This window comes from Halomarina rubra (assembly GCF_023699475.1).
Taxonomy (GTDB): Archaea; Halobacteriota; Halobacteria; order Halobacteriales; family Haloarculaceae; genus Halomarina; species Halomarina rubra.
Window position 1 is genome coordinate 470,230 of sequence record NZ_JALXFV010000003.1, and the last position, 23,883, is coordinate 494,112.

The 23,883-nt window shown below is 66.5% G+C and carries 21 protein-coding genes; 3 read left to right on the forward strand and 18 right to left on the reverse strand.

Going from position 1 to position 23,883, the window contains the following annotated elements:
* Positions 1–14: 14 nt before the first annotated feature.
* The 16 genes from M1L36_RS07610 to M1L36_RS07685 form a co-directional block, all read right to left on the reverse strand.
* Entirely contained in the window at positions 15–515 is a 501-nt protein-coding gene (locus M1L36_RS07610) for a hypothetical protein (protein ID WP_250873108.1), read from the reverse strand.
* 113 nt (positions 516–628) lie between these two features.
* Complete coding sequence (locus tag M1L36_RS07615; RefSeq protein WP_250873109.1) at positions 629–3,187, reverse strand: DEAD/DEAH box helicase; 2,559 nt, start codon at positions 3,185–3,187, stop codon at positions 629–631.
* A gap of 87 nt (positions 3,188–3,274) precedes the next feature.
* The gene (locus M1L36_RS07620) at positions 3,275–3,481 is read right to left on the reverse strand and encodes a hypothetical protein (protein ID WP_250873110.1); all 207 of its coding nucleotides are present in this window, start codon (positions 3,479–3,481) and stop codon (positions 3,275–3,277) included.
* An 83-nt stretch (positions 3,482–3,564) separates the two neighbouring features.
* Positions 3,565–4,476 carry an AEC family transporter gene (locus M1L36_RS07625; RefSeq protein WP_250873111.1) on the reverse strand — a complete coding sequence of 304 codons (912 nt, stop codon included), beginning with the start codon at positions 4,474–4,476 and terminating at the stop codon, positions 3,565–3,567.
* Positions 4,477–4,525: 49 nt separating this feature from the next.
* Positions 4,526–5,743, reverse strand: coding sequence for a cation:proton antiporter (locus tag M1L36_RS07630; RefSeq protein ID WP_250873112.1), 1,218 nt, complete (start codon positions 5,741–5,743; stop codon positions 4,526–4,528).
* A complete protein-coding gene (locus M1L36_RS07635) occupies positions 5,736–6,230 on the reverse strand; it encodes a cation:proton antiporter regulatory subunit (RefSeq protein WP_250873113.1) in 495 nt (164 codons plus the stop codon). Before M1L36_RS07635 ends, M1L36_RS07630 begins: the two co-directional genes overlap by 8 nt.
* Positions 6,231–6,385: 155 nt before the next feature.
* Positions 6,386–6,979 carry a dolichol kinase gene (locus M1L36_RS07640; protein ID WP_250873114.1) on the reverse strand — a complete coding sequence of 198 codons (594 nt, stop codon included), beginning with the start codon at positions 6,977–6,979 and terminating at the stop codon, positions 6,386–6,388.
* Position 6,980: 1 nt separating this feature from the next.
* Positions 6,981–8,729 carry a glycine--tRNA ligase gene (gene glyS / locus M1L36_RS07645; RefSeq protein ID WP_250873115.1) on the reverse strand — a complete coding sequence of 583 codons (1,749 nt, stop codon included), beginning with the start codon at positions 8,727–8,729 and terminating at the stop codon, positions 6,981–6,983.
* On the reverse strand, positions 8,726–9,583 hold the full coding sequence (locus M1L36_RS07650) for a CBS domain-containing protein (protein ID WP_250873116.1): 858 nt from the start codon (positions 9,581–9,583) through the stop codon (positions 8,726–8,728). The genes glyS and M1L36_RS07650 overlap by 4 nt, the downstream gene beginning before the upstream one ends.
* 84 nt (positions 9,584–9,667) lie before the next feature.
* Positions 9,668–10,282 (reverse strand): DUF7529 family protein, encoded by a 615-nt coding sequence (locus M1L36_RS07655; protein ID WP_250873117.1) that lies wholly within the window; start codon positions 10,280–10,282, stop codon positions 9,668–9,670.
* Between the two features lie 109 nt (positions 10,283–10,391).
* Positions 10,392–10,829: a DUF7555 family protein gene (locus M1L36_RS07660; protein ID WP_250873118.1), complete on the reverse strand. Its 438-nt coding sequence runs from the start codon at positions 10,827–10,829 to the stop codon at positions 10,392–10,394.
* Positions 10,829–12,592 (reverse strand): ABC transporter ATP-binding protein, encoded by a 1,764-nt coding sequence (locus M1L36_RS07665; RefSeq protein ID WP_250873119.1) that lies wholly within the window; start codon positions 12,590–12,592, stop codon positions 10,829–10,831. Before M1L36_RS07665 ends, M1L36_RS07660 begins: the two co-directional genes overlap by 1 nt.
* The gene (locus M1L36_RS07670; protein WP_250873120.1) at positions 12,585–13,955 is read right to left on the reverse strand and encodes an ABC transporter ATP-binding protein; all 1,371 of its coding nucleotides are present in this window, start codon (positions 13,953–13,955) and stop codon (positions 12,585–12,587) included. The genes M1L36_RS07665 and M1L36_RS07670 overlap by 8 nt, the downstream gene beginning before the upstream one ends.
* Positions 13,952–15,463 (reverse strand): ABC transporter permease, encoded by a 1,512-nt coding sequence (locus tag M1L36_RS07675; protein ID WP_250873121.1) that lies wholly within the window; start codon positions 15,461–15,463, stop codon positions 13,952–13,954. The genes M1L36_RS07670 and M1L36_RS07675 overlap by 4 nt, the downstream gene beginning before the upstream one ends.
* 2 nt (positions 15,464–15,465) lie before the next feature.
* Complete coding sequence (locus M1L36_RS07680) at positions 15,466–16,494, reverse strand: ABC transporter permease (RefSeq protein WP_250873122.1); 1,029 nt, start codon at positions 16,492–16,494, stop codon at positions 15,466–15,468.
* 188 nt (positions 16,495–16,682) lie between these two features.
* A complete protein-coding gene (locus M1L36_RS07685; RefSeq protein ID WP_250873123.1) occupies positions 16,683–18,632 on the reverse strand; it encodes an ABC transporter substrate-binding protein in 1,950 nt (649 codons plus the stop codon).
* A gap of 240 nt (positions 18,633–18,872) precedes the next feature.
* Here M1L36_RS07685 and M1L36_RS07690 point away from each other — a divergent pair, with 240 nt between their 5' ends.
* Positions 18,873–19,031 (forward strand): DUF7556 family protein, encoded by a 159-nt coding sequence (locus M1L36_RS07690; RefSeq protein ID WP_250873124.1) that lies wholly within the window; start codon positions 18,873–18,875, stop codon positions 19,029–19,031.
* A gap of 34 nt (positions 19,032–19,065) precedes the next feature.
* The gene (locus M1L36_RS07695; RefSeq protein ID WP_250873125.1) at positions 19,066–19,728 is read left to right on the forward strand and encodes a DUF502 domain-containing protein; all 663 of its coding nucleotides are present in this window, start codon (positions 19,066–19,068) and stop codon (positions 19,726–19,728) included.
* A 32-nt stretch (positions 19,729–19,760) separates the two neighbouring features.
* On the opposite strand, the gene M1L36_RS07700 is transcribed toward M1L36_RS07695, so the two are convergent.
* The gene (locus tag M1L36_RS07700; protein WP_250873126.1) at positions 19,761–20,588 is read right to left on the reverse strand and encodes a proline dehydrogenase family protein; all 828 of its coding nucleotides are present in this window, start codon (positions 20,586–20,588) and stop codon (positions 19,761–19,763) included.
* Between the two features lie 163 nt (positions 20,589–20,751).
* On the opposite strand from M1L36_RS07700, the gene M1L36_RS07705 reads away from it, so the two are divergent.
* Positions 20,752–21,294 (forward strand): CDP-2,3-bis-(O-geranylgeranyl)-sn-glycerol synthase, encoded by a 543-nt coding sequence (locus M1L36_RS07705; RefSeq protein ID WP_250873127.1) that lies wholly within the window; start codon positions 20,752–20,754, stop codon positions 21,292–21,294.
* A gap of 1,432 nt (positions 21,295–22,726) precedes the next feature.
* On the opposite strand, the gene M1L36_RS07710 is transcribed toward M1L36_RS07705, so the two are convergent.
* Positions 22,727–23,848: an ORC1-type DNA replication protein gene (locus M1L36_RS07710; protein WP_250873128.1), complete on the reverse strand. Its 1,122-nt coding sequence runs from the start codon at positions 23,846–23,848 to the stop codon at positions 22,727–22,729.
* Positions 23,849–23,883 lie beyond the last annotated feature (35 nt).

The window sequence follows — 23,883 nt, forward strand, 5'->3', positions numbered from 1 at the left end:
CCGTGGAGGTCTGCTTACCCGGCCGTCTCTCGCCGAGGCGGGTCGCTCGATACTCGCTGCGCGCTCACCGTCAGATACACTGGTACACTCATCAACACCGCCATCCCGAAGAAGACGCCGCTGAAGTAGACGACTCCGATGGCTTCGAGTCCCCGCTGGTCGGCCGTGACGATGGGGTAGACGAAGGGAATCGAGGCTAGCATCGCCACTCCCAACCGGAGTGTTGGACTCGATAGAACCGCGAACACTACCGACGTAGCGACGACAGCTAAGATCGGAATCAGTGGCCCGCCGAACGCGAGGTCGTCGAACTGTACTCCGGACGGTGGCAGACCGGGTCGACCGGCCGTGAACGACAGCACCCTGACGACGAGCGCCGTCACGAACCCAACCGTGGCGACCAGGGTCGCACCCGTCGGTGTCAATCGGCGTTCGAGACGTTCGGCGACGGTCACCGCCACACCGCTCACGACGTAGATACACCCCCCACCGAGCAACAGTCCCCGTCCGAGCATCGTGTCTCCAGGTCGCACCACTACGAGTGCAACGCCGGCTAGACAGAGCAGGGCCCCTCGGGGGTTCACAACCTGACCTATCGACTCGCCTGTAAGTACTTTCTCCCGAACGCTCACTCGTAGTCGCTGCCGACGACTTCGCGGATGCGCTCGGCGGTCACGGCTCCCACACCCTTCACTTCCAGCAGGTCCTCCTCGTTCGCGGTCATCACCGCCTCGACGCTCCCGAAGTGAGTGAGCAGCGCGCGGGCGGTCACCGGCCCGACGTCGGCGATGGAGCCGACGACGTACTCCTGTTGTTCGTCGAGCGTCTTGGCGGCCTTCTCGCCGTGGACGCTCACCTCGCGGTCGGACTCCTCCTGTTCGCGTCGGGCGATGACCTCGACGAGGTCGGCGGTGTCGGCCTCGTCGGTCGTCCGCAGAATCGAGGCCCCGAAGTCGATGGCGAGCGAGGCCAGTGCCCCGCGGATGGCGTTGGGGTGGACGTTGCGCGCGCCGTAGAGGTCCTCTCCCTCGACGACGACGACGGGCCGGGAGTAGTGCCGAGCGCCGTCTTTCACCTGCTCGAACATCGAGCGGTCGCCCCCGACGAGCGTGTCGAGGAAGTCGTCGACGGACTTGCGCTCGACGACGACGCGGTCCGAGAGCACGTAGTCGCCCACCGCGAGCGTCTCCAGCCGAGTAGTGATGCCGTCGCGCGTCGAGAGGTCCCGGGCGATGGTCGAGTCGAGTTCGCGCTGGTCGACGACGATCTCGACGGTGTCGCCGTCACCGCGGGCGGTCGCGACCGTGGCGTCCGCGCCGGGGCCGTCGTCCGTGTCGGTGGCGTCGTCGAGCGTCGAGTCGGACGCGCGTTCGTGGCGCTCTCCCCCTCCCTCTTCGCGGCCGGCGAACGCGTCGAGTCCGGACTGGCCGTCCGAACCCCCCTCGTTTCCGGTCGACGCCTTCGCCCCCTCGCTCGATTTCGTGTCAACTGAGTCATCACTTTCGCTCGGGTCGTCGGTGGCGTCGGCTCCGCCGTTGGTCGCGGTCTGTGCGGCCGCGGGCGACGCGTCCGGGGTGGCCTCCGCCTCGTTCGCCGACTCGAACTCGTCGAGGCCGTGCTGGCCGAGTTCCTCGTTGACCTCGCCGGCGACGCCCTTCAGCTTCCGCAACTCCTCTTCCATGCGCTTCTCCTCCCTGCGCGAAATCCAGAAGTACGCCTCGTCGCGGGTGTCCTCGGCGAGCAGGACGTGGACCTTCCCCTCGGTCTGCCGACCGGTTCGACCCTTGCGCTGGATGGCACGGATGCCCTTCGGGACGGGTTCGTAGAAGAGGACGAGGTCGACCTCGGGGACGTCTAGACCCTCCTCCGCCACGCTCGTCGAGACGAGCACCTCGAACTCCCCGTTCCGGAACGCGTCGAGGGTCTCCTGCTGTTGTTTCTGGGTCATCCCGTCGGAGCCCTCCTTGTCGCCCTGCCCGACGAACCGGTGGGTCTCGAAGTGCTCGCCGAAGAACTCGGTGAGCGTCTCGGCGGTGTCGCGGGACTCGGTGAACACGATGACGCGCTCGCCTTCCTCGATGCCGAGCGTCTGTGCCAGCAGGATGCGCGCCCGACGGAACTTCGGGTGGAGGTCGTCGAACTGCTCGGCCCGGCGCATCGCCTCCTGGACCCGCGGGTCGGAGACGAACCGCTGGGAGGCCTTCGACGCCCCCGACGAGCGTGCGGCGTTGCGCTGGCGTTCGAAGTACCGCCGGAGGGACTCGACGGACTGGGTCTCGACGAGTTCGACCGCCCGCCGCAGCTTCATTATCTCGGCGTGGGCGGACATCCCCTGGTAGCCCTCCGACTGGTCGTTGCTCATCATCTTCTGGAGCTCCGAGCGGATGGAGTTGAGGTCTCGCTGGGACATCTCGGGGTTCGTCGAGCGCGTAACGCCCAACTGTTTGAGCTTCTCCAGGCGGTCGGTGATGACCTCGTTGAGCGCGTCTCGTATCTCGATGACGCCCTCGGGGAGTTCGACGCGCTCCCACTCCACCTCGGTCTTGTGGGTGAACTCGCTCACGTCCGAGTCGCCCTCGGTCATCACCTCCACCTCCCGAAGCCCGAGGTTCTCACAGACGACGAGAATCTCCTCCTTGTCCCCACCGGGCGAGGCGCTCATGCCGGTCACGAGCGGGTCCGCGGCGTCGGCGTGGTAGCGCTCGGCGATGTAACAGTAGGCGTAGTCGCCGGTCGCGCGGTGACACTCGTCGAAGGTGAGGTGGGTGACGTCTTCGAGCGAGATGCGGTTGCCGACGAGGTCGTTCTCGACGACCTGGGGGGTGGCGACGACGACCTGCGCGGACTCCCACAGTTCCGCTCGGTCGTCGGGGCGGACGCTCCCGGTGAACACGACGATGTCGTCGTCCGGAATCGTCAGCGCCTCGCGGTAGAAGTCGGCGTGCTGGTTGACCAGCGGCTTCGTCGGTGCGAGCAGCAGGGACTTCCCGCCGGTCTCGTGGAGGCGCTGTGCGGTGACGAGGAGGCTCACCGCGGTCTTCCCGAGTCCCGTCGGGAGACAGACGAGCGTGTGGTCGCGGAGCGCGGCGTCGGCGAGTTCGGCCTGGTACTCCCGGCGCTGGAGCAGGCCCGGCGTGAGGAGTGGGCCGTCGATGGTCTCGGCGTCGGACTCGCTACTGGCCGCCATTTGGCGATACTGACGCGCGTTCGCGGTTAAGGGTTCGCGTATCGGGGTGAAAGTGAACCGGCGAACGTCCTCGAACGCGTTGACCGCTCAGCGGTTGCCCGTCGCGACGAGCACGAGACCGAAGAGCACGCCCACGACGACCAGTACGACGCCGCCGATGGCGTACAGCTCTCCGGGCGTGTACGCGAACCGGTCGCCGTACATCGTGATGGCCGCCGAGAACAGGAGGGTGAGTCCGGAGCCAGTCAGAACGGTCGCGACGTCGAAGCCGGCGGGGTTGCCGAAGTCGGGCACGGTGGCAGTAGCGCCCACCGTCGGAAAGCGCTGGGGGTTGCGAACCCGGCGCGACGGCCGGACGCGCCACTGCCCCCTCGACATCACCCGACGAACTGGAGCACCACGAGCACGCTCGCGACCGACGCGACCGTCGTCACGAACACGTTCGTCGAGGCGAGGTCGGCGTCGCCACCGAGTTCGCTCGCGTAGACGAACGTCGACACCGCGGTCGGCATCGCGAGCATCACCACCCCCGCGCGAGTCGTCGAGGGGTCGGCAGCGAGTGCCCAGAACACGAGGAGCGCGACGGCGGGCATCACCAGCATCTTGACGGCGACGACGCTCCCGACCGTCGAGCGGTCGACGGCGTCGCGGTCGAACGACAGCGACGCGCCGATGGCGAGCAGCGCCACCGGGAGCGCGAGCTCCGCCAGCACGCCCAGCCCCGCCGACACCGGTTCCGGAACCGGCACGCCGAGTGCGGCGACGGCGAGGCCAGCGCCCAGCGAGAGCAGTACCGGGTTGGTGAGGAAACCCCGGACCTCCGCGCGGAGGTCGGTCTCGGCGTCGGTGAGGAAGGCGAACACCCCCAGCGTCAGGGGGACCTGCGTCAGCGCGCCGACGCCGAGCAGGAGGCTCGCCTTGGCGGTCACGACGCCGCTACCGAACGCCGCCGCGACGATGGGCAGGCCGAGGAACCCGAGGTTGCCGTGGTACGACTGGACGACGGCGACGCTCCGCACGGCGGACGAGGACTCGCGGCGGTGGACGACCCAGCCGACGGCGACGACGGCGAACAGCACCGTCCAGTAGCCGACGACGAGACGCGGTTCGAGCACCTCGCCGAGGTCCTGCCCGGCGGTCGACCCGAACACGAGCGCCGGCAGCGCGACGTAGAACGCGACGGTCGTGAGCAGGTCCGCCCGCCGGTCGGTCAGGAGGCCGACCGAGCGCCCGGCGACGCCGAGGCCCAGCACGACGAGCAGGTACAGCAGGTTCGTGACGACGCTCACTGGGAGGGCGTTCGAACGGCGGGCGGTTCGGTGTTGCGTTCCACGCCGGTCAGGTCGCCCCCGGAATCACGTCCGCGATGCGGTCGGCGTACTGCATCGCGAGTGTCCCGAGCACGCTCATCACGAGGACGTAGCCGACGGCGAACGCCGGGATGGTCTCGGCGAGGACGGGCGAACTCGCGCCCGCGACCAGCGCCGCGATGATGAGTGAGAACTCCCCGCGCGTGACGAGACCCGCCGCCACACGGACCGACCGTCGCTGGTCGAGGCCGTACACCCGCCGCCCCGTCAGATACCCCGAGGCGAACTTCGAGAGCGTCGTGAGCACCACGGCCACGGCGAGCAAACCGACGACGGCCCCGACGAGTTCGAGCTGGGTCGTCAAACCGATGTAGAAGAAGAAGACGGCCGCGAACACGTCCCGAATCGGTGCGAGCAGCCGTTCGAGCGCTTCGAGGTGGCGCGTCGACGAGAAACCCATCCCGACGAAGAAGGCGGCGACCGCCTCGCTCACCCCGAGTTCGAGCGCGATACCGCCGACGAGCGTCGCCACCGCCACCGCGCGCAACACGAACAGTTCGTTCGAGTCGACCGCGAGGTAGCGTGCGAACAGCGCCTCGCCCTTGACGACGCCCGCGACGAGCACGAGCAGGAAGCCCCCGGCGACGCCCACGCCCTGCGCGGCGCTCGCGAGGTCACCGCCACCGAGGACGACCGCCGACAGGATGGCGAGGTACAGCGCGATGGCGAGGTCCTCGAACACGAGCGTCCCGAGCATCGGTTCGGACTCGGCGTTGGCGATCCACCCCAGGTCGATGAGCGACTTCGTGATGACGGCGCTGGAGGAGATGTAGACGACTCCGCCGAGGACGAACGCCTCGACGAGCGACCAGCCCGCGACGAGACCGATGGCGACCCCGACCGGGAAGTTCACCGCGAGGTCCAGCGCGCCCGCCGACAGCAGGCGGTCGCGACTCGCCAGCAGGCGCTCGACGCTGAACTCCAGTCCGAGGAAGAACAGCAGGAAGACGATACCCAGCTCCGCGCCGAGCGCGACGAACTCGCTGTCCGGCTGGGGCACCATCGTCGCTACCTCCGCGAGCGTCCCCGACGCGCCGGCCGCGCCGGTCGCCACCTCCCCCACGCCGATGCCCGCGACGATGTAGAGTGGGATGACCGACACGCCCGCGCGTCGGGCGAGCACGCCCGCGAGGACGAGCGCGAGGAACATCGCCCCGACGGCGAGCAGCGTCGTCCCCTCAGCCATCCACGTCCCCGGAGACCACGCCGTCCAGTTGGCGACACGCCTCGCTCGACCCGAGGACGACGAGCGTGTCCTCGGCCAGTATCTCGGTGTCCGCGCCGGGGTTCTCGATGGTCTCCCCGCCGCGCTGGATGGCGACGACGGAGACGCCCAACTCCTGGCGCAGTCGGGTCTCGGCGAGCGTCTTCCCGACCAGCGGGGAGTCCGCCTGGACCTTCGTCCACTCGATGAGCGTGTCGTCCGACAGCACCGTCTCGATGCTGTCGGTTCGGATGGGCTGGAAGTACGCCCCCTCCATGATGGTCCCGACCTGGCGGGCGAGACGGTCCGACAGGCCGAACAGCTTCTCGGCGTCCGCGTCCTCGGACTCTCGGAGGAACAGCTCTCGTTTCCCGGTGTTGTGGATGACGATGACCAACCGCGCCTCGCCGTCGAGTTCCACCTCGAACTTCTTGCCGACGCCCGGGAGGTCGCTCTCGTAGACGGTCATTACACGAACCAAGTGTGCGCCGGGTCATAACCGTCCCGACGCTGTGGGACGGTTCTCGCACCCCACGACAGACGTTGGCGAACCCCTTCGTTTCGGGTGCAGAATCGTGACACTCGGACGTGTCTGACGGTCGAAGCGTCGGCGTCGTCGACCGGTCAGGCCACGCCGAGGAGGTACGTCCCGAGCAGGACGCCGACGGCCGCCGCCGGCGGGATGGTGAGGTTGTCGTCGATGACGTAGGTGGCGACGACGGGTTTCACGCCGTCGGCGACGGTGGCGGCCGCCGCGCCCGCGATGGCCGGCACCGGCGCGAGGCCGACGCCGAGCGCGATGGCGAGACACACCGCGAACATCGCGAGGAGGACGGGCGTCCCCTTCACCGACTGGAGTTCGCCCGACCCCAACAGCCCGGAGACGGGGTCGCCGAGTGCGAGCATCAACATCCCCGCGACGGCCGCGCCGGGGACGACGCTCGGGGGGAACAGCCAGGCCACCCCGCACATCGAGACCAGGTACAGCGCGTAGCCCGCGAGGTTGTCCTGTTCGTACTCGCGGGTCAGCGTGTCGTAGATACGCCACTGGACGACCCCCGACAGCCGCAGCGCTTCGAGGAGCAGCCCTCCCAGCGCGGCGAGCGTCCAGGCGAGTTGGACCCACCGCCACGGCACGTCGAACAGGAGGTACGCGAGCGGGACGACCGCACCGGTGGCGTGGACCAACCGGCGCTGGACCTCTGGGGGGACGACCACGTTACTCGACCGGGTCGCCCCACTCGCGGAGGTCACCGCCGGTCCGGAGGTTGGCGATGGCCGCGGCGAGGTCGGCGACCGGCAGGCGGACCTGGTCGGTCGAGTCGCGTTCGCGCAGCGTCACGGTGTCTTCCTCCAGGGTCTCGTAGTCGACGGTGACGCCGTAGGGCGTACCGACCTCGTCCTGGCGGCGGTAGCGCCGTCCGATGGCACCCGAGTCGTCGTAGACGACGCTCAGACCGGTCTGGCGGAGCGTGCTCGCGAGGTCCTTCGCGCGCTCGTCCATGCCGTCTTTCGTCATCAGCGGGAAGACGCCGACGGTGGTCGGGGCCATCTCCGGCGGGAGAGCGAGGTACGAGCGCTGCTCGCCGTCGACCTCGTCGGTCCGGAGCGCGTGGTCGAGCACCGTCGCGACGAGACGGTCGACGCCGAACGACGGTTCGACGACGTGGGGCGTGACGTGCTCGCCCGCCTCCGTGACCTCCTCGACGCGGTGGTCGACGGCGTCGCCGGGCACGTCGTACGTCTCGCCGTCGACGGTGACGGGGATGGGGTCGGCGTCGAAGTCGCCCTCGCCCGCGGCGGCCATCCGGTCGAGTTCCGCGGCGACGTCGCCGGCCGCGCCGCCGAACTCGGGGCCGAGCACGCTCATGTCCGGGTCGACGACCGCCCGTTCGACGGTGACGGGGTCATCGTACTGCTGGAACACGGTGAAGTCGGCGTCGGCGTACTTCGCGTGTTTCGAGAGGTCGTAGTCGCCCCGGTAGGCGAAGCCCGTTATCTCGATCCAGTTGCCGTCGATCTCGGCCTCGGCGTCCCAGCAGTCACTGGCGTAGTGGGCGAGTTCGCCCGGCAGGTGCTGGCGGTAGCGGAACCGGTCCATGTCGACGCCGATGCGCTCGTAGAACTGCTTGGAGAGACCGAGGTAGAACGCCACCCAGTCGCTCGTGACGACGTTTCGTTCGACGGCCTCGCCGACGGTCATCGTCTCGATGCCGCCGTCGCCGTCCTGCGCGCTCGCGGAGTACAGCGGTACCTCGACGTCCGCGACGCGTTCGAGCGGCGGTTCGTCGGCCTCGGGGTCGACGAAGTGTTCCAGTTCGGCCTGCGTGAACTCTCGGACGCGGATGAGACCCCGCCGCGGCGATATCTCGTTGCGGTAGGCTCGACCGACCTGTGCGACGCCGAACGGGAGTTGGTTGCGCGCGTACTCCTTGAGCCGCGAGAACTCGACGAAGATGCCCTGTGCGGTCTCCGGGCGCAGGTAGCCCGCCTGCGAGGAGCCGGGGCCGATGGCCGTCTCGAACATGAGGTTGAAGTCGGTGACGTCGACGCCCGCGAGCGGTTCGCCACACGCCGGACAGGCGATGTCGTGGTCGGCGATGAGCGCCTCCACGTCGGGAATCGGGAGCGCCTCGGCGTCGGCGATGTCGGTCGCACCCTCGACGAGGTGGTCGGCGCGGTGGGGTTCGCCACACGACGGGCACTCGACGATCATGTCGTCGAACGTGTCGAGGTGGCCCGACGCCTCGAAGACGGGTTCGGGCATGACGGTTGGCGCGTCGATCTCCATGTGGCCCTCGCGGGTGACGTAGCGGTCGCGCCAGGCGTCCTCGACGTTCGACTTCAGGGTCGCACCCTGCGGGCCGTAGACGTAGAAGCCCGCGACGCCGCCGTACGCCTCGCTGGCCTGGAAGAAGAAGCCCCGGCGCTTGGCGAGCTCCATCAGGTCGGTGTCGGCCTCGCTCATAGCGACTTCAGGAGGTCCATGTCCTGGACGATGCCCACGAGGTCGCTACCGCTCATCAGCGGTATCTGCTCGATGTCGTGTTTCAGCATCTGGCGGGCGGCGAACTGCGCGGTCTTCGTCCGCGAGACGGTCACCATCTCCTCGCTCATGAACTCGCTGGCGGTGCCCTCGGGGAACTGCACGTCACGCGTCGGGATGTAGCGGTTGCCGACGGCCTTGATACCCTCCCACTTCCAGTCGTCGTCCTCGTCGGCGATGGAGTCGCCGGTCTGGCCCTCGCCCTCGACGACCTCGGCGACCTCGATGAGGTCGGCTTCGGTGATGATGCCGACGACGTCCACCTCGTCGTCGTCCTCACCGACGACGATGCCGTAGGGGACGTCCGCGAACGACAGTTCGCGCTCGACGACCGCCAGCGGCGTCTCGGTGTAGACGCAGTTGACGGTGCGCGTCGCGAGGTCGCCGACCGCGCTCTCGCCGTCGGCGTCGCCCTCTGCGATGGCCCGGACGACGTCGGTGATGGTGACGATGCCGTCGAGCGTGTCGCCGTCGACGACCGGCACGCGCCGGGCGTCGTGCTCGCGCATCACGGCGGCGAGTTCGTCGAGCGACGTGTCGGCGGTGACGGTCGGCCCCTCCTCGACGAGCAACGCGAGTTGGTCCTCGTCGGGGTTGTTGATGAGGCCCTCCCGGGAGACGAGTCCCCGGAACACCTCACCGTCGTCGGTCGGTTTCACGACGGCGACGGAGGAGAACTCGCCCGTGCGGAGGTACTCCAACGCGTCGTCGCGGCTGCCCGGTAGCGACACCGTCACGACCTCGTCGCCCGGCGTCATGGCGTCTGCGACGTTCATGGTGCACACTGACTCCGCCCGCGTACAAAGGCGTTACACATCCCCGTCGGTTTCTCACACGGACGGGGGCCGGTCGACCGCCGGTCAGTGTCGGGGGTCCTCGTCGGCTCCCTCGGCGAGTCGCTGCTCCGCCTTCGGGAAGAACGGCTCCCACTCCTCGTGGCGGAAGCTGGCGACGGGCGTCCGGTCAAGACGCTGAACGTGGACGAACGCCGTCTCGTTGTCGACGACCGCTCGGCGGACGGCCCCCGCGTACATCTGCTGGTACGCTCCGGCCAGCAACAGCGCCGTCTGGCTGTCGTCGTCGAAGTACGCGACGACCATGTACACCTGACCGCTCTGCTCGTGCTGGAACACCTCGAAGCGGTCGAACGCGTCGAGTTCGAGCGGCTCGCCCTCCTCCTGGGCGGCGAGCTCCTCGACGGTGTGGTCGGTCACCGTCGCGAGCACCTCCAGCACGTCGTCGGCGAGGTTGTCGACGACACCGAACGTGAGGCCGTAGCGACCCGTCGGCTCCTGTTCCGGGCTCTCGGGTGCGAGGTCGTCGGCAGCGACGGCGAGCGCGTCCCACCCCTTCTCCTCGAGTTCCTCGGCCATCCCGTACAGCTCCTCGCGGGTCGCGTTCCACGCGTTCTTCAGCGCGTCGGCGTTGCTCGCGACGCGGTCGGCGTAGTCGGTCTCCTCTCCGATTTCGGGCATGCCTCCCTCTCGGCGATTGAACGTGTAAAAGCTGTTGGCGTCGTCCCGACACGCCCGGACCGAGCGTGCCGTCGTCGCGACCGGTTCGTCCCCCGGCCGCGACGATTGGCTACGAGACGGCGATACCGAACACCGTCTCCATCACGTAGGAGACGGCCAGCACGAGCAGACTCGCGACGAACAGCTTCAGCGCGTCAGAGAGTCGGTCGTCGTGGTCCAGGCGATACGCCGACGGAATCACCCGCTGGACGCGCGACTGGAACGGCGTCTCTCGGCCGCGGTCGGCGGGCAGTCGGGCCTCGTCGCGCTTGTCGAGTCGGGTCGGGCGGAGCTTCAACGCCGCGAGGCCGAACAGCAACATCCCGACGACGAACAGTCCTCGTTTCACCCCGACGAGCCCGCCGCCGAGCGCGACGCTGACGGCACCCAGAACGACGAACAACACGACGAGGACGCTCAGCGAGTAGGCGACGAGGTCGACGAGCTGGCGCGGACGGTCCGCCCCCGACCCGTCGAACTCCTCGGGTGTCGCCGAGCGGTCCGCCATCAGTCGACGAGGCTCTCGAACACCACTTCCGGCTCCTCGTGTTCGGCACGGTGACGGTGACAGTAGCTCGTCCGTCCCGTGTCGCTCACGACGTGGTGCTGTGGCGATTCGGCGTCACAGACGCTCCCGAACTGGTCGCGCAGGTACTCGCGTGCGGTGTCCTCGTCGCCCGACCGGACGTGGTCGATGGCGGTCTCGACGTCCGAGCGGACCTCCGGCGGGACGTCCATCTCGCCGAACCGGTCGCGGACCCGCGAGCGTGCCTGCTCGTGGCTGCCCGCGTGGACGTCGCTGATGAACGCGTCGACGAGGTCGTCGAAGTCCGCGTCGGTCTCCTCGGGGTCGAAGTGCTGTCCGAGGATTTCGCGCGCCTCGTCCTCCCGACCGCCGTCGGCGGCCTCGATGGCCCGTTCGAGCGCCTGTTCGCGCTCGGGGTCGAGGCGGTGGGGGAACACCTCACGGACGATCTCGTCGATGCCCGAGAAGCGCGTCTCCATCCCGAGGACGCCCCGGGCCATCTCGGTGAACGACCGGTCGGCCCGCGACCGCTCGCGGAGGATCTCGCGCAACAGTTCGATGCCCTCCCACGTCTCCTCGTCGAGGTGGTCGTACTCCGACGGGCGGATCTTCACCGGACAGCGCGTGGTGAACGGACAGCCCTTCGGCGGGTCACGCGGACTCGGCGGCGTGCCCCGCAGCGTGATCCGCCGTTTGTCGTCGGTCGGGTCGGGGTCGGGAATCGCCGAGAGCAACGCCCGCGTGTACGGGTTCTTCGGGTTCTGGAACAGCTCGTCGCTCTCGCCGATCTCCATGATGTGTCCGAGGTACATCACGGCGACGCGGTCGCAGATGTGGCGCACCACCGAGAGGTCGTGTGCGATGAACAGGTACGTCAGCCCGAACTCCTCCTGGAGCTCCTCCAGCAGGTTGAGGATCTTCGCCTGGACACTCACGTCCAGTGCGGAGACGGGTTCGTCGAGCACGACGAACTCCGGTTCGAGCGCCAGTGCGCGGGCGATACCGATGCGCTGGCGCTGGCCGCCCGAGAACTGGTGGGGGTACCGGAAGTAGTGCTCCCGGCGCAGGCCGACGGTCGTCAGCAGTTCCCTGACGCGTGCTCGTCGGAGCTTGCTCCGCGAGACGTCGACCGACAGCGTGACCGTCACCGACGAGTCGCTCTCGCTGACGTCGACGCTGACGCGGTCCTGGGGGAGCGGGACGCCGTCGCGGACCGAGATAGCTCCGCCGGGCACCTCGACGGTGATGTCGGCTTCCCGCTCGTCCTCGTTCAGGTGGCCGTCGCCGCTGACGGTGACCTCCTTCTGTGTGCCGACGACGTCGACGTCGAGGTCCGGCCAGTCGTGGACGTCGAGCGGTTCCTGGATGATCTCCCCGACGGTCATTCGGTCGTTGAGACTGGACTCGGGGTCCTGGAACACGATCTGGGCGTCGCGCCGCCACTTCTTGAGGCGCTTGCCCGAGAACGTCGTGATGTCCTCGCCGTCGAACAGCACCTCGCCGTCGGTGGCGCGCTCGAGGCGGACGAGCGTCCGGCCGAGCGTCGTCTTCCCACACCCGGACTCGCCGACGAGTCCGAGGGTCTCCCCGCGTTCGATGTCGAAGTCCACACCGTCGACGGCCTTGACCGGTTGGGAGCCGAGGATGCCTCCGCTCTCGTAGTAGGTCTTCAGGCCGTTGACGTTCACGAGGTCGTTGCGTTCGTCGGTTCGGTCGCTTCGGCGGAGTTCTTCTGTCTCACTCATCGTCGCTCACCTCGTCTGGGTCGGCTCGCGCGGTCGTCGCACCACGTGACTGGTGGTACGCGACGGCGTCCTCGCGGGCCATGTCTTCGGGGTACAGCAGGCAGGCGGCGGTGTGTTCCGCCTCGCTCGTACTCACGTCGACGCTCACCGGATGGACGGCGTCACACGCGTCGAACGCCTCGGGACACCGCGGTGCGAACCGGCAGTACGTCGGCTGTTCGTTCGGCGTCGGCACCTCCCCCTCGATGGTACGGAGGCGCTCGCCGCCGACGTTGCGGCTCGGAATCGACTCGAGGAGCCCCTGCGTGTAGGGGTGTTTCGGCTCGTCGAACAGCACCCGCGAAGGGGCGCTCTCGACGAGTTCGCCGGCGTACATCACGTTGACGCGGTCGGCGATCTCGGCGATGACACCCATGTCGTGGGTGATGAACATGATCGAGAGGTCGCGTTCCGCCTGGATCTCGTCGAGCAGTTCGAGAATCTGCGCCTGGATGGTGACGTCGAGCGCCGTGGTCGGCTCGTCACAGATGAGCAACTCGGGCTCACACGCCAGGGCCATCGCGATGACCGCCCGCTGGCGCATCCCTCCGGAGAACTGGTGGGGGTACTCGTCGACGCGTCGACGGGCGTCGGGGATGGACACCGCTTCGAGCAGGCGGACGGCCTCCTCGGTCGCCGCCTTCCCGGTCAGCCCGCGGTGGAGGCGCAGCGCCTCCTTGATCTGGTTACCGACGGTGTAGACGGGGTTGAGCGACGTCAGCGGGTCCTGGAAGATCATGGCGATACCGCTGCCACGGAGCTTCCGGAGCCCCTCCTTGGGTGCGTTGGTGATCTCGACGTAGCCCTCCGCGCCGTCGCGGACGACGAACGTCTTCTCGCGGACGATACCGAGCTCCGCGGCGTAGCCGCCCTCGACGAGGTCGGCCATGTCGACACGCCCCTCGCGGACGAGCGTCTCGGCGTCCGCGCCGGCGTACTGGTCGCCGCCGAGTTCCGAGGCGCGGTGGCCACTCGACAGCAGGCGGTCGACGAGGTCGACGAGGTCGTGTTCCTCGCGGAGTTCGTCGATCTCGGCGGTCCGCTTGGGGAACAGTCGCGCGAGCCGGTCGACGGTCGTCGGCTCGCGGAACTTGATGGACCCGCCCATGATGCGACCGGGCGAGTCGACGAGTCCCATGATGGAGCGGGCGGTGACGGACTTGCCCGACCCGGACTCGCCGACGATGCCGACGGTCTCTCCGCGGTGGATGGTGTAGCTGATGTCGTCGACCGCACGGATGGTCTCCTTGTCGGTGAAGAACGTCGTCTGGAGGTTCTCCACTTCGAGGATGGGTTCGTCCATCCGGCTCTGCTGGAGGCTCATCCGCCACCCCCGGCGGCCGCGGCCTCGTTAGCAGCACCCTCGCCACCCTGACTCTGTGGGTCGATGGCGTCACGGATGCCGTCGCCGAACGCGTTCAGCGCCGTCACGACGAGCACGATGAGGATGCCCGGGATGAGCGCGATGTGCCACGACTCGGTGGCGACGTACGACCGCCCGTCGGCGACCGCCCGGCCCCACTCGGGGGTCGGCGCGCCGATTCCGATGTTGAGGAACGACAGCGCCGCCGTCGTGATGATGATGCCGCCGATGGTCAGCGACCCGTAGACGAGCAGGTAGCCGAGGATGTACGGCAGCATGTGCTTGCGCATCGTGGTGGTCGAGCGCTGCCCGTAGGAACGAGCGGCGTCGACCCACTCCTGTTCGGAGACCTGGAAGGCGGGCCCACGCACCGCACGCCAGAGCCCCGGCCAGTAGAGGAACCCGAACGCGAGCGCGAGCAGTAACCCGCCGTTGTAGAAGCTCGTCAACCAGTGGTCGGCGAACACCACGTTGATGAGGATGAGCAACAGCAACACCGGAATCGCCTGGATGGAGTCGCTGATGACCACCACCGAGAGGTCGGCGAAGCCCTTGTAGTACGCCGTCAGCAGACCGAACGCGGCGGCGATGAAGCCACTGATGGCGATGGCGGTGACGCCGATGAACAGCGAGACGCGTGCCCCGTACGCCATGAAGGTGAACAGGTCACCGCCCGGTAAGTTCATCGTCCCGAACGGATGGAACCGGCCGAACTCGTCGTACGACAGCGGCCCGGTGTTGTACGCGGGCGTCCCCTGCGAAGAGGAGACGAGATTCGCGTCACCGGCGGTCGTCGTCTCGACGGTCCCCGTCTCCTCGTCGAAGTACTCGACCTCGAACTCGTAGGGACGGTCGATGTCCTGTTCGAACGTCGTCGGGGAGATGGTCGGCGCGAACAGCGCCAGACCGACGAACAGCACGACGATGACGAGGCCGAACTGACCCCAGCGGTGACCGCGGAGGCGGTCGACGACGTCGTCGCGGGGCGTCCAGTCGGCCTGTCGGTAGTGCTCGACGAACGTCCGGTAGCCGAACCAGGCCCACCACAGCAACAGGAACAGGTAGGCGTAGATGAGGACGACCCGGAAGAACCAGGCGTACGCCGGTGGCAGTCCCAGGAAGGTGCCCTCCCACGCCCCGCTGGCGACCTGGTGGCCCTGGTTGGGAATCAGGCTCCGCGAGAGCAGCGTCGGCAGGGTGTTCCCGAACTGTTCGATGCTGTTGAGGATGCTGACGACGACCGCACCCGTCGCGTCGCTGTTGGGGCCGATGCCCTGGGGCGCGCCGCTGACCGCACCGATAGCGACGCTGGCGACGAGTTCGAACACGCCGAACAGCGTCGAGATGACGGCGCCGAGTTCGACGAGCAGCAGCAAGGCGAGCCCGACGGCCCACACGAGCGCGGGCCGCGGGTTCGTCGCGAGACGCTCGCGCAGCGGTACCTCCTCGAATTGGTGTTGGCTACTCATTGTCAGTCGTACCCGATTCGTGGGTCGATGAGGGTGTACAGGAAGTCCTGCAGGATGTTGATTATCAACGTGAGTAGGACGAAGACGTAGATCAGCGACCCGGCGAGCGGCAGGTCACCCTGGAACGCCGCGTCGATGAACAGTTTGCCCAGTCCGTTGATGGCGAAGATCTCTTCGACGATGACCGACCCGCCGATGAGGATGAACGCCTCCGCGGTGATGATGGGCACCAGCGGGATGAGCGCGTTCCGGAAGATGTGCTTCCAGACGATGATGCGCTCGGGAACGCCCTTCGCCCGGGCGGTCTCGACGTAGTTCGAGTTCACCGTCTCCAGAACGGCCGTCCGGCCGACACGCATCTCGTTACCCATCGACGAGGAGCCCAACACCAGCGCCGGTGGGAGGATCTGTTTGATGGCGACCGCGAGGTTCTCGGGGTCCGTGAGGTCCTCCAGCGGCGGTGCCGTGATGACCTTCGTGTCGACGATCCACGTCGACCAGTTGAACGCACCGCCGGTCAACTGGTTCGAAGCGACGAGGAACGACGAGATGATGATGGCGAGCCAGAAGTTCGGCATCGCTCGCCAGACGATTCCACCGAACGACGCCGAGTAGTCCGACAGCGTGTTCGGACGCAGGCCGGCGTAGAACCCGAGCGGGATGCCGACGAGCAGCGCCACCAGCACCGACCAGAAGCCGAGCCAGATGGTTCGGGGCGCTCGCGTCGCGATGAGTTCCGTCACGTCCGACCCGCGGTTGACGACCCACGCCTGACCGAGGTCGAAGGTCAACAGGTCGGTCATGAACGCGACGTACTGTCGCCAGAGGGGAATCGGATTGCCCTGTGCGTCGATGATACCGATACTCCGTGCGACCGCGCGGCGGTAGCCGGGGTCGTTGTTCGTCCCGACGATCGCAGACACCGGGTCCAGTGGACCCATCCGAAGGATGATGAAGGTGAGCGACATCGAGAACAACAGCACCGGAATGGCGAGTACGAGTCGCCTCGCGAAGTAGCTCCAGCGGCTCATGGAGCCCTCCCGTCTCGTTCGGGACGGCCCGTCGCCCGTCCGCGGGCGCAGTCACCGCCGTCGCTGTCCATGGCTATCATTGTAGCTTGTCGCTGAATTTTGGGGTGCGGCAATTATCTCTTTCGTCTCGCACGCGCGCCGCTGGGCGCGTTGGGTCGAAAAACGGTACGTTCAGACGTGGACGGTGCTTACTCGCCGGAGCCGTTTGCGGGCGTCTGCGGCGTCGCGGTGACCGTCCGGCGGCTCTCTTGCTCCTTCCAGAAGCTCGTGAACTTCTGGCGGGACTCGCCCATCGCACCGAAGGCGGGCATGTGCATGTACTTGTACTTGAACCGCTCCGTCGCGCCGTGGAACATGTTCACGAGGATGACGTCCTCCCAGTTCGCCTCCTCCATCTTGAGGTAGGCGTCGGCACGGGCCTGCTCTGCATCGTCGCCCGGACCGGGGTTGGCCTGGATGGTCTCCCACGCCTCGGCGGCGCTCTGGGAGGCCTCCGTCGCCTCGTCGCGGCCCCAGTTCGTGTACGTCAGCACGCCGGTCTCACCCGTGTAGGTGTTTGGCGGGTTGATGAGCTGGAGGAAGTTGTCTCCGGCCGGCCAGTCGGCGATCCACCCGAGCGTGTACGCCTGTAGGTTCCCGTTCTGACCACGGTCGAGGAGCGTCGAGAACTCCGCGGACTCGATGGTCATGTCGATGTGTGCACTCTGGAGCTGCTGGCGGATGATCTGGGCCATCTCGTTCCAGGTCGTGCTCTCGTAGTGCGTGAGCGTCAGCTCGAACTTCTCGTTCGAGGAGTAGCCAGCGTCCTCCATGACCTGCTTGGCCTCGGGGACCTGGGACTCGCCGATACCGTACGGGTAGTTCTCCTGGACGTGCGAGTCGTAGTTCTCCGCGGGGTTCTCCCCGGGGAAGACGAGCGGCGGCGTGAGGTGGTACGCCGGCGCCTGGCGGTCCTTGAACACACGGCTCGAGAGGCTCTCCTGGTTGATCGCGTGAGCGAACGCCTGGCGGACCGGCTTCGGGACCTCCTGGGTGTTGAACGCGATGTAGAACGTCGACACCTCGGGCACCTTCAGGTAGTCGACGGTCTCGCCGTTCGCCTGGAACGGCCCGTACTCGCCGACGGTGCGACCCTGGTCGTCCTTCGAGGTGTTCTTGACCTTGCTGCGGTCGTAGCGCGGCGTCGGAACGTTGAACCGGTCGACGTTCTGCGACATCGCGTAGTTGAACATCGCGTTGTCGTCCTCGATGACCTGCCAGTGGACCTTGTCGAGGTAGGCGCTCTCGCCGTAGTAGTCGTCGTACTTCGAGACCTCTGCGGCCGTCCCCTTCTCCCAGAAGTCGAAGGAGAACGGACCACAGCCGATGGGAGAGCTGGTGGCGAACTCGGTGTACTCGGGGGCGTCCTCGGCCTCCTCACCCGAGCCCGTGCGCTCGGCGTCGATGTCGATGCCGATGGCGTCCTGCGGGATGACCGCGAACGAGGAGTACGCGAGCATCTGGAGCGTCATGTGGAACGGCTCCGCGAGAGTGATCTTGAGGGTCTTCTCGTCCTCGGCGCTCACGTTGAGCGACTCCGCGACGTAGTTGCCGTCGCCGTCGGTCTCGTGGGCGATGCCCAGCGAGTCGAGGATGAAGTACGACCGCACCGACTTCGGCGAGCGGGCGAGCCGCTCGAACGAGTAGACGAAGTCCTGTGCCGTGACGGTGTTGCCGTCGTGGAACGTCGCGTCGTTGAGTGTGAACGTGTACGTCGTGTCGTCGTCGGAACGCTCGACGTTCGAGGCGAGCAGGTTCTCGACGGAGGTGTCGCCGTTCGGGTAGTTCATCAGGGCGTCGTGAATCTGGGTCACGACGTAGCCCGATGCCTCGTCGCCTGCGGCGACGGGGTCGAACGTCGTCATCGTCGAGTTGATCATCCGGAACGTCCCGCCGGACTGCGGTTCGGGCGTCGACTCGTTGCCGTCGCCGCCACCGTTGCCGGTGCCGTTACCGTTGCCGTTCCCGTCACTGTCGTTGCCACCGTCGTTGCCGTCGTCACCGCCAAGCCCGAGACAACCTGCGAGCGCGGCAACGCCTGCCGCCCCACCGGTCGCCTGCAGGAAGCGACGCCGGGAAAGTCCGCTACTGTCTGTCATTCCAAGTCTCCGTATTTGATTGTTGGTGATAAAACTGCCGTTGTCTCCACGCCGACGGCATCTGCCGCCGATTTTCGGTACGATGCTATCTTGTTAGGCGTCCACACGAACCGAGGTAGCGGTTCTCGTGACTAATACGTCGCGTTGACTGAAATACGGGTTTTACCAACACGCTCGACCGTGATGAACCGGCAACCCGTTCCGATACGTTTATAGTTGAATGCTAGATAGTGACACGTGATGCCATCCAACTCAGCGGCACGGGCGGACGCGAGCGGCGACGGCGAGGTGATGGCTGCAATCTCGGGACAGCGACTCGTCATCGCCGACATCTCGCGCGACGACGCGTGGCTCTCGGTGCCGCTGGCAGGGTCGGTCGCCGTCGACGACCACCGGTAGGAAGGCTGATAATCCCGCCCCCGTTGTGCTCGGTATGGCTTCGCTAGGCTCGTGGAAACGCGACTTCGCGAGTGGCCTCATCGTCCTCGGTCCCCTGTTGGTCACCCTCTACATCCTCCGCTGGCTGTTCGTCAAACTCGCGGCGCTCGAACTCATCCCCATCACCGCCGAACAGTTGCCCAACAACCAGTGGGCGGTGCCGTACGTTCAGGTCGGCCTCCTCATCGCGGTCCTCCTCCTGCTCACGCTGTCGGTCGGCTACATGATGCGGACCACCTTCGGCGACCTCGTGGAGGGCGGCATCGACTCTTCGATGAACCGAATTCCGGGGTTACGCGTCGTCTACAACGCCTCGAAGATGGCCGTCGAGACCGCCGTGCAGGGTCCCGAGGACCTCCAGAGCCCCGTCAAGATCGAGACCTGGCAGGGGATGCGGATGACCGGGTTCAAGACCGGAAAGCAGGCCGACGACGGTCGCGAACTGCTGTTCTTGCCCACCGCGCCGAACATCACCACCGGGTTCGTCGTCGAGGTCGAACCCGAGAGCTACACCGAGGTCGACGAGACCGTCGAGGACGCGCTCACACGCATCCTCTCGGCGGGCTTCGGCGACGCCAAGGAGAGCGGCGTCCAGATCGACGTCGAAGAGGAGATGCCGTCGTTGCGCGCCGACCGGGCCGACGCCGAGGACGTCTGAACCGCCGACCCTCGCTCCGACAGTCCGTCGGCTCAGGAGAGAATCGCTCGAAGCGCGAACAGCGCGTTCTCCTTGCGTTCGAGCACGCGTCGGTAGAAGTACGACGCCCACTTGTCGCCGTACGGGACGTACTGGTACACCTCGTACTCGCCCGCGAGGTCGACCTGCGCGTCCTCCCGGACGCCCATGAGCATCTGAATCTCGAAGTCGGTGCCGAACTCGTCGTGGAGGGCGATGGCACGGTCGATCATCCGCGGGTCGTGACTGCCGACGCCGACAGTGCCGTCGAACTCCGCGAACAGGTACTCCATGTGGCGTCCGTACGCTTCGTTCACCGCCTCCTTACCCTGGTGTACCAGCTCCTTCGGCGGGTCGTACGCGCCTTTCACGAGGCGTATCTTCCCGGCGACGTCGGCGACCCGTTCGAGGTCCTCGTCGGTGCGTTTCATGTTCGACTGGAGACACAGCCCCATCTTCGGGTAGTCCCGAGCGGCCGCCTCGAACGCGTCGATGGTGGCGTCGACGGTCGTGTAGTCCTCCATGTCGACCCAGACGAACCGCCCTTCCTGCTCGGCGACCTCGACGACGCGCCCGAGGTTCTCCTCGAACACCGCGTCGCCGACCTCGATACCGAGCTGCGAGGGTTTCACCGAGACGCAGGCGTCGAGCGTGTCGGGCATGTCCCGCAGCAGTTGGCGGTACGCCGCGGTGTCGCCGTCGGCGGGCGGGCGTTCCTGGTAGTGTTCGCCCAGCAGGTTGCAGATGCTCTTGACGCCCGACGCCTCCATCCGTCGGGCGTGGTCGAGCACCGCGGCGGCGCTCTCGCCCGCCACGAACCGGTCCGCGATAGGAGGTATCATCGTGGCAAGCTCTGCCGTCCGCCGACTTGAGCGTGTTTATCCCCGACGCCACACTCGCGACTCCACCGCCAGTTCGCGCTCCGCCCGTCGCCCGCGACCGGGTCGCGCTCCTCGGGCAACCTGCTCCGACAGTGTTTACTCATCGCCACGAGCACGTCGCGTCATGACCCTCTCGACGCTCGTCGCCGCGTTCTGGGCGATGTTGCCCGCCTACCTGCCGAACAACGCCGCGGTCCTGTTCGGCGGCGGTTCGCCCATCGACGGCGGCCGGGAGTGGAACGGCAAGCGTCTGCTCGGCGACGGCAAGACCTGGCGGGGCACCGCCGCCGGTATCCTCGTCGGGACGCTCACCGCGTGCGGCCTCAACCGCGTCGCCGCCGCCGTCGAGGGGCGCACCTCGTGGTCGCTCCCTCGCTTCCCGCTCCGGGCGAGCGTCGCGCTGGCCGCCGGCGCGATGCTCGGCGACATCGTCGGGTCGTTCCTCAAGCGACGTACCGGTCGCACTCGCGGGGCGATGGCGCCCGGACTCGACCAACTCGACTTCGTCGCCGGGGCGCTCGCACTCGCCCGCCTCGTCGCGCCGAACTGGTTCCAGAAGACGTTCACCCGCCCGACCGTCGCCGTCGTGCTCGTCGTGACGCCGCTGCTCCACGTCGGGACCAACGTCGGCGCGTACCTGCTGGGACTGAAGGACGAACCCTGGTAAGCGACTGTTTATCCACGAGTGGGGCGGCGAAGCCGCCCCACAGGGTAAAAGCTCGAACAAAAGGATTCCTCGTTCACTTCGCGCCCGCAGAGCGGGCGCTCCGTTCACTCGTCACCCCGCTCGCTCACGGCGTTCGCTCGCGGTACAGTGGGCTGGCGGGTGGCTCTCGAACGGCCAGCGTTGACTGAAAGACGGGTGCCGCGTGTGTATCACTACCTACTATTCCCTGCCTGCAAACTTACTTATTCTATGATAAGTGAAATAACGTATGAATCGGCGCACCCTCCTTGCGTCTCTCACTGCAGCTGGAGCCGCCGGGATACCTGGTTGCTCCACACCCCCAAGTACGACGGGCTACGTACAAAGCAAAGCAATTGACGTGTGGCGCAATGAAGAGAGCCAAGCCATTCGTGAAGACGTGATTCGGGTTTCGCTCGGTGTCCTTGAGACGACACAGCGACCCCGAGTGGAGTACCTCGCCGACGAATGGGCAGACCGCTTTTCGACCCCAAGAAGGCCAACCGTTTCCGAGGCTCTTCACAGGGAGCTACAAACCGAATACAATAGAGTATCATACACGCTGAGTGTGTGTAGCGAAGAGTGGGGAGATGACTCGAACCCTGCGGAGGGATGTCGATTTGCGGCCACATCTCGTGCGGACTTCAGTCAGGTGCAGGTATATGACCGTGTGACAGCCACCCTTGACCACAATCGGATGACGATTGAGAACGTCAAAGGCACAGAGACGTTCACACCAGAGAAACGATAGACCCACGCTCTCTGTCTATCAATACCGGCAATCGAAGCAGGAAGTTTCTTCCAAACAGGTTTGGGGTGATTCAGCTGTTAGACACGTGCCGCGTGTGTAACACTGACCGACTTACTGTTCAGGCTTCGAGCAATAATAGAAAATGGCGTATAACATACCAGAGCCACAATAACTCGATGTTCAGGCGTCTACGTCATCACGCATCTCTCGGGTCCCCCATAGAAGGAAGAGATTACTCGCAATTGCAGCGAGGAATGCCACAGGTAGTGCCTGAGCGAGGAACATCGTGTCCCACAAAATGATGCCCAGTGCTGCAATCATGGCTCCCCACAGAATGAGGTTCACTTTCACAACGTCAGGGAGAGCACTTGCACGTCCCGAATTTGAAGAGGTATTGAATTCCATGATGCTTTCAAAGAGTAGGATGGTGCAGCCAGATATTAAATATTCTCACGGTGATGATTCTAGCCAATGCGTCGCCGTGTTGGACAACAAAAATCGTGTTGAAGGAGATTTTGTAATTTGCTAGAAAACCGTTCAACACATCAATGTTCCACAAACTCATGGTCAATAGGTGAGCAGTCTACTCTGCGCGCCGATATACTCACGCTCTCTGTCTAACGCTCGTTACGTTCCGATACACGCCATCAGTTCCGACGGTGCTCAGTCCAACCGCTCCAACACCGCTTCGGCGTCGTACGCCAGCGAGAGCGTCCGCGAACGCCCGCGTCCCTCGACGCTGGTGTAGGTGGCGTCGATGAGTCCCAACTGGTCGAGTTTGTTGATGAGTTCGGAGTAGCGCGTGTAGCCGAGACCGGTCTCGTCCTCGAACGCGTCGTACACCTCGCCGGCGCGCTCGCCGTCGTGTTCGGCGATGACGCGCACGAGCGCCTGCTCGGAGTCCGAGAGCCCCTGGAGGTGCCGCGACAGGTGGACGTACTTCGACTTGTCGTACGCCGAGTCGACGTCCTCCAGTTCGACGGTTCGGGAGGCGCGCATCTCCGCTTGCAGGCCGGCCCGCCGCAACAGGTCGATGCCGACCCGGAGGTCGCCACCGGTCTCGGCGGTGAGTTCCGCCACGCGGTCGGTTATCTCGGGGCCGGCGACGTCCTCGCGGAAGCCGTACTCGACGCGCTCGCGGAGGATATCGGCGATTTCGGCCTCGTCGTAGCGCGGGAAGTACACCTCCTCGGGGCGGAACACCGACTGGACGCGCGTGTCCAACTCCTCGATGATGTCGAGGTCGAGGTCCGAGGAGACGAGCACGACGCCGATCTTCGCCCCGGAGTGCGCCTCGTGCGCCCGGAGTAGCGAGTACAGCGTGTCGCTCGCCTCGTCGTCGTAGAACAGGTAGTTGACGTCGTCGAGCGCGACGACCAGCACCTCGTCGTCCTCGACGAGGCGGTCGGTTATCTGGCCGAACAGCTTCTTGAACGAGATGCCGCTGGTGGGCGGTTCGTACTCGAACATCTCCTCGAACAGCCGGGAGAACACCGCGTAGCGCGTCGAGTCCACCTGGCAGTTCACGTGCGCGACGTTGACGTCCGCGACCGCCTGCAGTTCGTCGAACAGTTTGCCGACGCCCGTCGTCTTCCCCGTCCCCGGCGGCCCGCGCATCATCACGTTCAGCGGCCGGGAGCCACGCGCGGCGGGCCGGAGCGCGTACTTCAGGTTCTGCATCTGCTCGTCGCGGTGGTAGAACGTCTCGGGGACGTAGTCGATCTCGAAGACGTGCTCGTCGCGGAACACGGACTCGTCCCACGACAGCATCTCGTCGTCGGCCATTTCACTTTCACCTCGCTACTGAGGGGACTTAACTG

Coding starts and splice junctions, on each gene's coding strand:
- M1L36_RS07710 (WP_250873128.1), bottom strand. CDS start 23,848: ATGGCCGACGACGAGATGCTGTCGTGGGACGAGTCCGTGTTCCGCGAC.
- M1L36_RS07690 (WP_250873124.1), top strand. CDS start 18,873: ATGCCATCCAACTCAGCGGCACGGGCGGACGCGAGCGGCGACGGCGAG.
- M1L36_RS07615 (WP_250873109.1), bottom strand. CDS start 3,187: ATGGCGGCCAGTAGCGAGTCCGACGCCGAGACCATCGACGGCCCACTC.
- M1L36_RS07630 (WP_250873112.1), bottom strand. CDS start 5,743: ATGGCTGAGGGGACGACGCTGCTCGCCGTCGGGGCGATGTTCCTCGCG.
- M1L36_RS07660 (WP_250873118.1), bottom strand. CDS start 10,829: ATGGCGGACCGCTCGGCGACACCCGAGGAGTTCGACGGGTCGGGGGCG.
- M1L36_RS07675 (WP_250873121.1), bottom strand. CDS start 15,463: ATGAGTAGCCAACACCAATTCGAGGAGGTACCGCTGCGCGAGCGTCTC.
- M1L36_RS07670 (WP_250873120.1), bottom strand. CDS start 13,955: ATGAGCCTCCAGCAGAGCCGGATGGACGAACCCATCCTCGAAGTGGAG.
- M1L36_RS07610 (WP_250873108.1), bottom strand. CDS start 515: ATGCTCGGACGGGGACTGTTGCTCGGTGGGGGGTGTATCTACGTCGTG.
- M1L36_RS07680 (WP_250873122.1), bottom strand. CDS start 16,494: ATGAGCCGCTGGAGCTACTTCGCGAGGCGACTCGTACTCGCCATTCCG.
- M1L36_RS07635 (WP_250873113.1), bottom strand. CDS start 6,230: ATGACCGTCTACGAGAGCGACCTCCCGGGCGTCGGCAAGAAGTTCGAG.
- M1L36_RS07685 (WP_250873123.1), bottom strand. CDS start 18,632: ATGACAGACAGTAGCGGACTTTCCCGGCGTCGCTTCCTGCAGGCGACC.
- M1L36_RS07655 (WP_250873117.1), bottom strand. CDS start 10,282: ATGCCCGAAATCGGAGAGGAGACCGACTACGCCGACCGCGTCGCGAGC.
- M1L36_RS07650 (WP_250873116.1), bottom strand. CDS start 9,583: ATGAACGTCGCAGACGCCATGACGCCGGGCGACGAGGTCGTGACGGTG.
- M1L36_RS07665 (WP_250873119.1), bottom strand. CDS start 12,592: ATGAGTGAGACAGAAGAACTCCGCCGAAGCGACCGAACCGACGAACGC.
- M1L36_RS07695 (WP_250873125.1), top strand. CDS start 19,066: ATGGCTTCGCTAGGCTCGTGGAAACGCGACTTCGCGAGTGGCCTCATC.
- glyS (WP_250873115.1), bottom strand. CDS start 8,729: ATGAGCGAGGCCGACACCGACCTGATGGAGCTCGCCAAGCGCCGGGGC.
- M1L36_RS07705 (WP_250873127.1), top strand. CDS start 20,752: ATGACCCTCTCGACGCTCGTCGCCGCGTTCTGGGCGATGTTGCCCGCC.
- M1L36_RS07700 (WP_250873126.1), bottom strand. CDS start 20,588: ATGATACCTCCTATCGCGGACCGGTTCGTGGCGGGCGAGAGCGCCGCC.